This is a genomic window from Colwellia sp. 5_MG-2023, from assembly GCF_030547795.1.
In the GTDB taxonomy this organism is placed as follows: Bacteria; Pseudomonadota; Gammaproteobacteria; order Enterobacterales; family Alteromonadaceae; genus Colwellia.
Genome location: NZ_JAUOPW010000016.1, coordinates 35,549 through 48,161, shown reverse-complemented (window position 1 = coordinate 48,161; position 12,613 = coordinate 35,549). Strand labels below are relative to the sequence as shown.

General features: G+C 37.3%; 11 protein-coding genes. 7 read left to right on the top strand and 4 right to left on the bottom strand.

What is annotated here, in order from left to right:
* Positions 1–60: 60 nt before the first annotated feature.
* The 7 genes from alc to Q4496_RS11605 all read left to right on the top strand — a co-directional run bounded on the left by alc (position 61) and on the right by Q4496_RS11605 (position 6,108).
* The gene (gene alc, locus Q4496_RS11635) at positions 61–1,113 is read left to right on the top strand and encodes an allantoicase (protein ID WP_303610487.1); all 1,053 of its coding nucleotides are present in this window, start codon (positions 61–63) and stop codon (positions 1,111–1,113) included.
* A 19-nt stretch (positions 1,114–1,132) separates the two neighbouring features.
* Positions 1,133–1,633, top strand: a complete 501-nt coding sequence (gene uraD / locus Q4496_RS11630; protein ID WP_215971996.1) for a 2-oxo-4-hydroxy-4-carboxy-5-ureidoimidazoline decarboxylase — start codon at positions 1,133–1,135, stop codon at positions 1,631–1,633.
* Between the two features lie 7 nt (positions 1,634–1,640).
* Complete coding sequence (uraH, locus tag Q4496_RS11625; protein ID WP_303610486.1) at positions 1,641–1,985, top strand: hydroxyisourate hydrolase; 345 nt, start codon at positions 1,641–1,643, stop codon at positions 1,983–1,985.
* Positions 1,986–1,990: 5 nt separating this feature from the next.
* On the top strand, positions 1,991–2,497 hold the full coding sequence (locus tag Q4496_RS11620; protein WP_303610485.1) for an ureidoglycolate lyase: 507 nt from the start codon (positions 1,991–1,993) through the stop codon (positions 2,495–2,497).
* 54 nt (positions 2,498–2,551) lie between these two features.
* Positions 2,552–3,838: a guanine deaminase gene (guaD, locus tag Q4496_RS11615; RefSeq protein ID WP_303610484.1), complete on the top strand. Its 1,287-nt coding sequence runs from the start codon at positions 2,552–2,554 to the stop codon at positions 3,836–3,838.
* 182 nt (positions 3,839–4,020) lie between these two features.
* A complete protein-coding gene (locus Q4496_RS11610) occupies positions 4,021–5,208 on the top strand; it encodes a urate hydroxylase PuuD (RefSeq protein ID WP_215971999.1) in 1,188 nt (395 codons plus the stop codon).
* 273 nt (positions 5,209–5,481) lie between these two features.
* Positions 5,482–6,108, top strand: coding sequence for a TetR/AcrR family transcriptional regulator (locus Q4496_RS11605; protein WP_303602638.1), 627 nt, complete (start codon positions 5,482–5,484; stop codon positions 6,106–6,108).
* Between the two features lie 266 nt (positions 6,109–6,374).
* Here Q4496_RS11605 and Q4496_RS11600 read toward each other — a convergent pair whose 3' ends face one another.
* The 4 genes from Q4496_RS11600 to Q4496_RS11585 form a co-directional block, all read right to left on the bottom strand.
* Positions 6,375–7,676, bottom strand: coding sequence for a nucleobase:cation symporter-2 family protein (locus Q4496_RS11600; RefSeq protein WP_303610483.1), 1,302 nt, complete (start codon positions 7,674–7,676; stop codon positions 6,375–6,377).
* A gap of 52 nt (positions 7,677–7,728) precedes the next feature.
* A complete protein-coding gene (locus Q4496_RS11595) occupies positions 7,729–8,604 on the bottom strand; it encodes a 5'-methylthioadenosine/S-adenosylhomocysteine nucleosidase (protein ID WP_303610482.1) in 876 nt (291 codons plus the stop codon).
* Between the two features lie 268 nt (positions 8,605–8,872).
* A complete protein-coding gene (locus Q4496_RS11590) occupies positions 8,873–9,994 on the bottom strand; it encodes a purine nucleoside permease (protein ID WP_303610481.1) in 1,122 nt (373 codons plus the stop codon).
* 121 nt (positions 9,995–10,115) lie between these two features.
* Entirely contained in the window at positions 10,116–12,530 is a 2,415-nt protein-coding gene (locus Q4496_RS11585) for a TonB-dependent siderophore receptor (RefSeq protein WP_303610480.1), read from the bottom strand.
* Positions 12,531–12,613 lie beyond the last annotated feature (83 nt).

The window sequence follows — 12,613 nt, the reverse complement described above, 5'->3', positions numbered from 1 at the left end:
AGCAATTAACCTTGACGATACGTGTTAACGATTAAAAATTTTAAGTAGGAACAACAAGCAATGATGCTAGATATAAATACACAAGAGCAGAACAAATTAATAGGTGCTTCATTAGCATTAGTTACTCAGTTGAAAACTAACTGTGTTGACTTAGCCAGCGAACGGGTTGGCGGTGAAACATTATCGTGTAGCGATGACTTTTTTGCCGGCATGGAAAACTTGCTTAAACCGGGTCGAGGTATTTTTATCGATGGTAAGTTTACTGATCGTGGCAAGTGGATGGACGGTTGGGAATCTCGACGCAGCTATGGCCGTGACAATGGCAGAGAATTCGACTGGTGCATTATTCGTCTTGGTATCAAAGGAGTAATACGTGGTTTTGATATCGACACTAATTATTTTCGTGGTAACGCGCCTCAAACAGTGTCAGTAGAAGCTTGTGTAAGTGATGTTCAACCTAATGAAGATACGGTTTGGCAGACTATTTTAACTGAAGTAGCGGTAAATGCTCACAGTCAGAATATTTTTGAAATTAATAATAATACCGCTTGGACGCATGTGCGTTTAAATATGTTTCCTGATGGTGGTATTGCACGTTTTCGTGTTTATGGGGAAGCCGACGTTAACTGGAAAAATTTTGTTGATGGAGAGTTAATTGATTTAGCCTACATTAAAAATGGTGGCAAAGCGCTGCTTGTTAGTGACATGTTCTTTAGTGATAAAAATAATCTTATTATGCCTGGTCGTGGTAAAGATATGGGCGATGGTTGGGAAACTAAACGACGCCGTGATCCGGGGCCAGATTGGTCAATTGTAAAACTTGCGGCTAAGGGCAGTATTGAAAAAGTCATTGTAGATACCTGTCACTTTAAAGGTAACTTTCCGGATACCTTTACTTTAGAAGGCATGGTAACTGACAGTGATGATTTTACTGATGGTAAGCAAGCAGACAAATGGCAACCTATTATTGCTAAAACTAAATTGTACGCACATCGCGAACATCTGTTTTTAAATGAAATTATACCGGCAAACACTGAAAAGTTTACCCATGTACGTTTAAATATATTTCCTGACGGTGGTATTTCTCGTATGAGAGTGTTTGGGAAAATCTAACTTAGCGATAGGGTAAAATATGAATATAGAAGAATTAAATACCTTGTCTGTTGAGCAAGCAACGCATGCTTTTATGCAATGTTGCACAGCTTCTGCTTGGGTTGAAGCTATGGTGAAGGCAAGGCCTTTTAGCGACAGTAGAGCAATTGCGACGCAAGCAGATTTAGTATGGCAAAGGTTAGAAGAAAAAGATTATTTAGAAGCCTTTGAAGGTCATCCTCAAATCGGCAATGTGGCAACTTTGCGAGCGAAATACGCGAATACAAAAGAATTAGCCAGTGGTGAACAAAGTTCAGTAAATCAAGCAAGTGAGCAAGTGCTCGTTGATTTAGCCAAGGGTAATGCTGATTACTTAGATAAGTTTGGTTTTATTTTTATTGTTTGTGCTACAGGTAAAAGTGCTGCAGAAATGCTAGCTTTGTTACTCGAGCGCTTACCCAATAATAGAGCAACTGAATTAGCAAATGCAGCGGAAGAGCAGCGTAAAATTTTCCACCTTAGAATTGATAAACTACTATGAGTCAAAAATGATGAGCCAAATAACAACGCATGTTTTAGATACTACCCGCGGACTACCAGCACAAAAATTACCTATTAGCCTTTTTGCGCAAACACCAGATGGTTGGCAAGAGCTTGCTAAGGGAATAACAAATACCGATGGACGCATAACTGATTTATTAGCTAATGATGTTGTGCTTCCAGCGGGCGTTTATCGTATGCACTTTGCAACCAAAACTTATTTTGACATGAACAATGAACAAGGTTTTTACCCTTTTGTTGATATCGTTTTTGAGCTTGATGGTAGCAACACGCATTATCATATTCCATTGCTATTAACTGCGTTTGGTTATTCAACATACCGTGGTAGCTAAAACAAATGACTAACAATATAAAAATACTGACGCCACAACCATTAACAAAAGATGCTTTTACAGTGTTTGGTGATGTAATTGAAGCTAATTCAGAGGCAAATAACTTTGCTATTAATGATGGCTTTACTCAGCGTTATCATGATCTAGCAAAAATTGATGTAAATGATAATAACGGGCATCCACTAATCAATATTTTTCGTTCAACTCCTTTGGTGCAACCAATTGCTATCAAAATGATGGAACGCCACCCAAAAGGGAGTCAGGCATTTATTCCTATGGGAAGCAATGATTATTTAGTGGTTGTTGCACCAGCAGGAGAGTTTGATGTAAATAGCATGAAAGTTTTTCTTGCTAAATCTTATCAAGGCGTTAATTACCATAAAGGAACTTGGCACCATTTTTGTTTAGCATTAGGCGGAGAAAGTGACTTTTTAGTGGTTGATAGAGGCGGCGAAGGCGATAACTGCGATGTACTTGAACTCGATGGTTCATTGGTCATTGCCAATACATAAATACATAGTGTGACACACAAACAAGTAAGACGTTATAAATCAAGGTGAGAATAAATGTTAAAAGTATTTCGTGGAGAATTACTGCACTTTTTGGCTGATCCTGCCAAAGTCCCTCTACAAGAGAGCTATCAATATATAGAAGACGGATTACTAGTTATTGAAAATGGCTTGGTGGCAAAAATAGGTGAATTTGCTGAATTGTTTTCGACCTTGCCTGCTGATATTGAGATTACTCATTACCAAAAAGGGTTAATCATACCGGGCTTTATTGATACGCATGTGCATTATCCGCAAACCGAAATGATTGCGTCTTATGGTGAACAATTACTTGAGTGGCTAGAAAGTTATACTTTTCCATTTGAACGTCAATTTTCAGATCTTGAGCATGGTAAGAAAGTTGCGGAGTTCTTTTTAGATCAGCTGCTTGATGCAGGAACAACAACAGCTTTAGTATTTGGTACTGTGCATAAAGAGTCGGTTGAAGCCTTTTTTACCATTGCTCAGCAGAAAAAGCTGCGCATGATTTGTGGTAAGGTATTAATGGATCAAAATTGCCCTGATTATTTATCAGATACCGCACAAAGTGGCTATGATGACAGTAAGGCATTAATCGAAAAATGGCATAATACTGACCGCTTACAGTATGCCATCACTCCGCGCTTTGCTCCTACTTGCTCAACAGAGCAATTAAATAAAGCTGGGCAATTATTGGCTGAAAATCCGAGTGTTTATTTACACACTCATTTAAGTGAAAATAAAGCTGAAATTGCGTGGGTAAAAGATCTTTTTCCTGACAGTGATGGTTATTTAGATGTCTATGATCAAAGTAAATTATTAGGCCGTCGCAGTGTTTTTGCTCATGGTGTTCATTTACATGACAGTGAATGTCAGCGTTTAAGTGAAACAGATTCAGCAATTGCTTTTTGTCCTAGCTCGAACCTATTTTTAGGCAGTGGTTTATTTAATCTTAAGCAAGCACAAACGCATAATGTGAATGTTGGACTGGGCTCTGATATTGGTGCAGGAACAACCTTTTCTATGCTAAGTACAATAAATGAAGGGTATAAAACACAGCAACTACGTGGCGATAAACTTGGCCCATTTCAATCGTTTTATTTAGCAACATTAGGTGGCGCGATTGCCTTAGATCTTGAAGGCACTATTGGTAACTTTACTCCGGGGGCTGAAGCTGATTTTGTTGTGCTTGATTGTCATGCCACTCCCTTAATGGCTAGACGAATGAGCCATTGCAAAAACTTATCTGAAAAACTCTTTATTTTAAGTATGTTAGGTGATGAACGACACGTAAAAGCAACTTATATCATGGGGGAAAAAGTTTAATTATCGGTTTTAGTTATCATTACTCTTTATTATATTCCTATAAATTAGCGCTATCATAAGTTGATTATAAACCAAGTTTAAATGAAGAGATAAAAATACAAAGCAAGCGTTATATAACGCTCTGTTCACAATAAAAACACTTATTTTAATAAGAAGTGTTTACATAAAAAATGAGGAAGTTTATGGATCCGTATATTAATGAATGGTTAAACCTAATTATCAGGTTTGCTCATCTTATTACTGGTATCGCTTGGATAGGTGCCTCTTTCTATTTTGTTTGGTTAGACAATCATTTAGAAACACCCCCACAAGAAAAAATGGATAAGGGTATTGGCGGTGATTTATGGGCCATTCATGGCGGTGGTTTCTATGAAGTAGCTAAATATAAGCTTGCCCCACCTAAAATACCAACTACGTTACACTGGTTTAAATGGGAAGCCTATACTACGTGGATTACTGGTTTTTTATTATTGTCACTGATGTTTTATGTTGGTGCAGAATCATACTTAATTGACCGACGGGTTGCCGATTTAACACAATTACAAGCGATTGTATTAGGTCTTGGCTCTATTGTGGTTGGTGTCGGTATTTACGAATTTTTAGTACGTACTAAGTTAAGAAATCATGGCATTGTTTTAGGTTTGATTTTAATTGCCGTCGCAACGGCTTTATCTTATGGTTTAACGCAGATATTTAGTGCACGTGGTGCCTATATGCATATGGGGGCAATCATAGGCACTATTATGGCAGGTAATGTATTTTTCGGTATTATGCCGTCGCAACGAGCTTTAGTTAAAGCGGTTGAAGAAGGACGTGCACCAGATCCTAGCTATGGATTAAATGCCAAAGTTCGCTCAACACATAATACTTATACAACACTGCCTATCATTTTTATTATGATATCAAATCATTATCCGATGACTTATAACCATAGTGCTAATTGGCTGGTATTAATCGCGATTATTTTAATTACTGCCTCAGTGCGACAATATTTCGTATTACGTCATTTTGGTAAGCAAAAGCCCTTAGTGTTGGTTGGCTCTGTGGTCGCAACGATTGTTTTAGCTTTTCTAATCGCGCCTAAATCAGTTGAGTTAAACGAAGCACAAAAACAATTAACGGTAAGTGATACACAAGCAATGCAAATTATTGAACAACGTTGTAGCGCTTGTCATTCAAATAACAACACTGATGATATGTTTAAAACGGCACAAGCAGGAATTGTGTTTAATGATATTAATTCAATTAAACAATGGGCACCACGTATAAAAGCTCGGGTTATTGATGCTCAAGATATGCCTTTTATGAATAAAACTAACATGACAAAAGATGAGCGGACTCGTTTAGCTATTTGGTTAACTCAAAAATAAAGGAAGTTAAGCTAGGCAAGCTTTGAATAGTGAAAAAGTAAAATAATAACTGAAGTTGTTGATCTTGGTTGAAAAATACCAATATTTATTATCTAATAATTATTGGTTTGAACAGGTTATTTAAAGCTATTTAAATTATATTGTTTTTAACCAGTGATTATTTATAACAACTTATTTATAACCAATTGTTTATAAATAAAATTTACTAAAGTTGTGTGTTAGGACTCGTTTTTTTAACATTTGTTTACTCGCGATTTTTAAATAGGGATTTTTGTGAAAAAAGTGAAAGAAACAGAAGGGGCTATTCGACAAAAGAATAAAGCTCTTATATTTAAAGCTGCTAAAAAAGAGTTTGTTACTCATGGCTTTAAAGGTGCATCGATCAAGCGTATTGCAGAGCGGGCTGGGATTGCTCGTGCTAATATTCATTACTACTTTAAAGATAAAACCGATTTGTATCAGCAAATTTTAAGTAATATTATCGAAGTTTGGAACAGAGATTATGATACGTTAAATGCGAGTAGTGAGCCAAAAGCCGCGCTTAGTGCATATATTAGATCTAAAGTGATGCATTCTAAAAATGATCCCGATGCCTCTCGAATATTTGCTAGTGAATTAATTCACGGCGCACCAGTTCTACATGATTACCTGAATAATGATTTTAAAGTATGGTTGCACAGTAAAGTTGTCGTTATTGAGACTTGGATAAAAGAAGGTTTGATTGATGATGTTAACCCGCATCATTTGCTATTCTTAATTTGGAGTTCTACACAACATTATGCTGACTTTAATGTGCAAGTTGTTGCTGCACTTGATAAGCGTGTTATGGATGACGATGATTTTGAAGCCATTGTTGCTACATTAACGCATGTTATTCTTAAAGGTTGTGGCATCAGTTAATGTTGTTTTTTAAGCTGCTTAACTTCTAATGCTTCCTGTCCTTGCTTTATAAACTCAGCGATATTTAATCACTGAGTTTCCATTGAACAGTCGTTTTATACCAATCTCACTAACTATGTGATCATTTCTACTTGCTAAAATCACCAACTACATCGTTATTTATTTAATAATTAGCACAACTAGTTATTGAAATAAACGCCTTGTATTTGGCAATTTTTTCTACGTATAAATTTGTTCACTTAATTAATGAAACTGGTATTAGCTCACTATTCAGTATCCGTAATAATATCGGCATTTGGTAGTACTACATTCAACAATAAGGCAATAATTGAACCAGTCGTTATCCCTGAAGCTAAAATAACTTTGAGAAATTCAGGTAAGTGACTTAATAATTCAGGACGAACAGTGACTGCCATACCGGTAGCAATGCTGACAGCGATAATCATGCCATTTCGTTTCGTATGTTGAGTGGTAGATAAAATATTCACCCCTGCAGTAATAATCATGGCAAACATAACTAAGCCTGCACCACCTAATACAGGTAGAGGTATAGAGACAATCATAGCCCCTAAAACTGGGAATAAACCTGCCAGAACTAACATTGCACCTGTAATAGCAACCACATATCTACTGGCAACGCCTGTCATCCCAACAATACCAACATTTTGTGAAAAGGAAGAAAAAGGCGTCGTTGAAAATACCGATGCTAGCGCTGAACCTAATCCATCACATAAAATACCACTTGATAGTTTTTTTCCGGTTAATTTAGTTTTTGTTACGTTAGACAGTGCAAGAAAATCTCCGGTAGATTCCACTATTGTTACTAGGTAAGCGATAGACATTCCAATAATACCGCTAATTGGAAAGCTTAAACCAAAATGGAAAGGACTGGGTAAGGCAAATAATGGCGAACTTTGTACTGGCTTAAAGTCGATTACCCCTAAGGCTAAACAAACAAGGTAACCGACAAGCATGCCAATAACGACAGCAGCGGCAGATAAAATACCTTTACCAAAGATAGATAATGTAACCACGGTTGCTAAAACTAGCAAACCTATGGCTAAATTAGACAGCGAAGCATAGTCATCTTGGCCTACTTGACCACCAGCAAACCAATCAATTGCTACGGGTACTAATGATAGACCTATTAAAGTCACCACTGTGCCAGTAACAATAGGCGGGAAAAATTTTCTAATTATTGGCATAAAAAAACTGCCAATGATCATTACAAGTGACGCAACCAAAGCCGAGCCTAAAATGCCTTCCACACCATATTCAAAACCAATCGCGATAGAGACACCAACAAAGGTAAAACTCGTGCCCATAACACAAGGTAATCGAATACCAACAGGACCAAGCCCTTTACATTGAATAATAGTTACCACGCCCGAAATTAGCATTGCTGCGTTAACTAGGACAACAATATCCGCTACAGGAAGCTTTAACACTCCGCCAATAACTAGTGGGACTGTAATAATTGCACTTAGTGCAGCAAGTAAATGCTGTGCTGCGAGTAATATGGATGTCCCTAGTGGCGGTTTATCTTCAACGTTATATAAAATGTCCATAATGCCTACTTGAATTGTTATAAAATGAATGTTTTTTTATAGGATTTCCGTTTTATAGTGTTGCTATATAATGCTTTACTGTATTTAGAACGAATTGCTGACAATCTTGCGCGGTTGAAGGATCATACTTTCCGCCATTAGTTAGATTATTTGATAACACACGAATACTTAGCATTGGAATGTTATATTCACTGGCAATCATTGCAGCGGCAGCGCCTTCCATTTCTTCCGCGCTGGTACCGAAATTTTTATGGAACCAGAGAATTCTATCAATTTCATTATTCCAAAAGTTAGCTGAGCCGATTGTACCTTCGACAACCTTGCCTCTTTTATATAAGCCTTTGACGGCGATAGCTGAATTTAATAGTGTTGGGCTACCCGCATAAAAACGTATTTTCTCAGCATCTTGGGCACCAGAGTCCTCTCCAGCACTACCTTTTGATGCCATAATATCCATGGGTATCCACGAAAATGGATCTGAGCTTTGGCCGTTTTTTTTATGTGATGTTTTAAAGTTACCAATATTTACGGTTCTTTTACCTAACACTATATCTCCAACCATTAGCGCAGGATCATGTCCGCCTGATGTTCCTTGGTTAATGATGGCTAAAGGCCTGTATCTCTCTATGGCAATAGCTGTTGCTGCGGCAGTATTTTCTAGCCCTTTGCCTGTTTCTGCGACGATAACAGGGTAGTTATCTAATGTGCCAATATAAAAAGTAAAATAACCTGAGTATTCTATTCGAACATTTGACAGTCTTTTAGCTAGATACTCGGCTTCAATTGGCATTGGTGCTTCAATTAAAATTGGTTGTGGTGCTAACACTGCACTTTCTGTAATCGTACTTTTCATTGTTGTTGCGTTAGCATTCAGTTGAATGAATAGCGCTGTAAACAGTAATATGAATTGGGTAAGTAGTTTATTCATAGGGCAGTCCTTAATGGGGCGGTAGCATAATGCTTAAAAATAAATAAAGATGAACTATTTAAACTTTTAATTTATATCAAAGCACATTGCGCGACATGGTTTACGCTAATTTATGTCCAACTGATATTGTTGTACCGTTGAATAGTTGCATTGACGAATAATATAAAGACAGCAATAGTTAGACTTATTCATTGCTGTCTTTATTGTTGCATCAGGCGATAGAGTTTATTAATTACAGAATTTACTCATTAGCCTGAGCTTAGTTAGTCTATTTCGTTTGATAAGGAGGAGTCTCTTTATATACAGACCAATTAGCGACTATATTGTCAACGACTATACTGCCGACAGAATAAGCAGACTCTAAAGACGATAACATGCCAGCAAAACCCTCTTCACCACTTTCCATTGCTAAGTTTTCAGCAGCAGTTAAACTGTCTGGTGGCATACTGTAATTACTTGCCGTGCGAAGTACCATAAAGCGGTTTTTATCTGCCTTTCCGGCGCTATCTAAATAAGTTAATGCTTGGTAACTACCCGTATCTTCCATACCTGAAGTAACAAAGTTCGCTTGATCGTCACTCCAAAATTTTGTCCATGAATTAGCCCATTCATTAAGTAATTTACCATGCCAGAATGTAGAAGCAGCCATGTGATCACCTTTTAATACAAAGGGCGGTAATTGAGCTTTAGGGTAGTTAACATACTTAGCTCTTAATTTTTGCATTGCCGGGTAATCAGTCAGTGGAGTGTTTTTAGTTAGTTGATAGGCCCATTCAGCAAGCTCACCATTTATTTTATAGACTTCACCAGCAGGCTGATGTTTAGTGTCTGACACTGTTTCATCTTTATATGGCCCATGTGAAAAAAGAGGAAAGTATCCGGTAGCCCAGTCTTTAGGTGCTTCGCGAGCGTCTATTTGATGTGCTAAATCACCATCAACTAACCATGTTGCCCATACTGCAGAGCCAATGGAAGCATCATGAGGATCAACACCTGCAATACCAGCGACTAACCAATAGGCTTGAGTAAGGTCAAAGCGAGGGTCTAAGCCCAAAGCCATAATAGCAGCAGTTGCACGCGCTGTGCCCATGCCCGTTACCATACCTAAAACACCTGTTTCTTCATTTAAGTATAAGTCGTGAAATCCTTGTGGAAATTCTAATTTTGTATTTAACGCTTGTCCTTTTTTCCATAGCTGAAATTCACCGGCTTTATCGCCCGAATCTTCACCAATTTCAAACATGTTAACAACAACAACTTTTACTTGAATTGGCTTAGTTTCTTCTATGGTTTGCGTGGCAGAATTTTGTGTAGCTGTTTTTACTGCACTGCAGCTAGATAGGGTGAACATTAAACCGAGTAAGGTTATTGGAACTAATAAATACTTCATTGGGTCTCTCTATGATAAAGATAAAATAACAGGAATATGTTTGCTTTATATAAACTTAAAAAAGACTCATATTCATATACTGAGTATGAGTCTTTACGACATTTTTGTGAGCTAGCTAATTTTAGAACTTGTAGCTGAATTTTGCTTGAACATGTCGTGGAAGTTCAGGTAATACTACTTGTCCACCAAATAGATCTGGGAAGTTAGAACGGTAGTATTTTTCATCGGTTAAGTTTTTAACGGTAAAACTTGCAGTCCAAGTTTCGGCATCATAAAACACACCAGCATTCATTAATGTATATGAAGGTAGTTCTACTGCTTGTGAGAAACCTGAGTAAGTTGAGCTGGCATTAACCACACTAGCATTTGCGGCAAAGCCATTTTGGAAATCATAAGTTGCGGTCACGCTGTATATATCTTCAGGCATACCCGCTTTACGTCCGCCTTCTTCATCACCAACTAATGTTAAACCAATAACATTACCACCATAGATAAGAGCCGGATCACTTAAGTTAACTAAATCTTCAGCACCTAAGAAGCCAAACTGACCGCCATCTTGTATGGCTGTTAAGTTATAAACTTTAAGATTTGTATAACCTGCACTTAACACAAGTTGTTCGTTAAATACCCAGCGTAATTCAAATTCTGTTCCTTCATTACGCGTAGTGGCGTTAGTGGTTATTGACTGAGCATTAAAATCAGTACGTTCTTGCTCATAAAATGATAATGCAAAGTATAAGCTGTCATCTAAAAAGCTACCTTTTACACCATATTCAGTTAATTTTGAAACATCAAAAGCACCACTTTCTAACTGAGCAACACCAATTTCTGCCCCTTGACCTGCAACCAATGTTCCTTGTTCAGCTAAAGTAATATAAGGAACTAAGCCAAAGTCTGACTTATATGAAATACTGGTATTCCAAGATACACCATCTTCTGTTTTACTCGCGTCAGTAGTATTAGATGTATCGTATGAATCAGCAGAGCCTAATAATTTATAATCCAGTCTGGTTGTTTCAATATCTATAGTGTCGTAACGAAGACCTAATAAGACATTTAAGCCCCAATCCCAACTTAAATTTGACATAGCGGCAATACCGTAATCGGTATAACTTCCTATATCATAATTATCATAATCTTTATCAATTCTTGTCGCGAGTAAACGACGATCTAATGCAGTTGAAGGCATGGTTAGATCACGACGGTTAAAATACTCATTAGTAAAATCATCAGCATGTTTAAAGTTGGTGTATCGAACTGAAGGTGATATTTGTACTTGTGCGATCAATGAATCGAATTCATATTCATTTGAAAATACGAGTTTATTTTCGACAACATAACTATCATGTTTTTGAGCAAAGCCGTATGCGTTTTCATTGATATTGTCGTAGGCATCATAAAATAGTTGGTTTTTTATTTCCCAACCACTATCGGTGTAATAAAACATATCTAAGTATAATGTAGTAGCAATGTTCGCTAATTGATCATCAGCTGCAGTTAATACTTGGTTATGTGATAATGTTGCTGTACCTACATTCTCTAACATCATCGCTTCAGTTACTTCAGCGTCATTAAAAGAAGTTGCTGGTACATAAAAAAAGCTATTACCGGCTAAGTTAACAGCACCATATTCTTGGTGTGAAATAGAGCCATCACCATTAGTATCTAAAGGTTTCGATGTACCAGTAGTGTAAGTACCGTTATCAATAAGGTCTTGTGTTAAACGGTTCCAACCTGCAACTTGATTACCATCGTATTTATGGTACATGCCACCTACTTCAAAACGGAAATTATCGGTAATGTCGCCATTAAAAGAGGCTTGAAATATAGTTTGATCCGTACCCGAGTTATCATAGAAACTACCTGAGTTTTCAATTTCACCATACAGATAGAAGCCCATTTCTTTCCCTGCTATTTTGGCAGGGCCACCAACTTCAGCTGTTATGACACTTTTATCCCAGCTACCTGTTGTGATAGAAAATTCACCTTTATTCTCATCTAAGTATTGTCCGCCAGTGGCACGAGAAGACTTAGGGGTAAAGTTTAAATAACCACCAATTTTTGATGGGCCATGAATTGGAGAAGCAGGGCCTCTAACAATATCAACACTACTTGATGCACCAATAGGGGTCGGGAAGTTACCCGGGTTATCAAGACGTTTAACTCCTCTGAAGTAGTTTTCACCAGGTGTACCACGAACATCTAAAGAGCCAGCGACGCCAAAAAACGATTGTGTAAATGTACCAGGTGAAAATGCAACTAACTCATCAAGATCAGTGATAGCAAAACGTTCCATTTGCTGATTACTAATTGTTGATACCGAGCGTGGCGTTTCTAGTATTGATTCACCAAAACCAAAAACAGATTCAACTGCTTGGCCAGGTAAGCTTCCTAGGGAACCTCTTACTTCTATTTTTTCAATATTCTCATCAACTTTTTTAGTTTCTTCATCTGCTGCGAATACATTCGAAGTTAAGCTAAGACCTAATGCAATTGCAGAAGCAAGGTAAGTGGTTTTGTAGTTACGTAGTGTCATGTCAGAGTGTTTCCCTTAAAATTTGTTCAGAACGCTAATTCAATTATTAGCAGTATTTATTTTTTATTATTATATGAACTAAT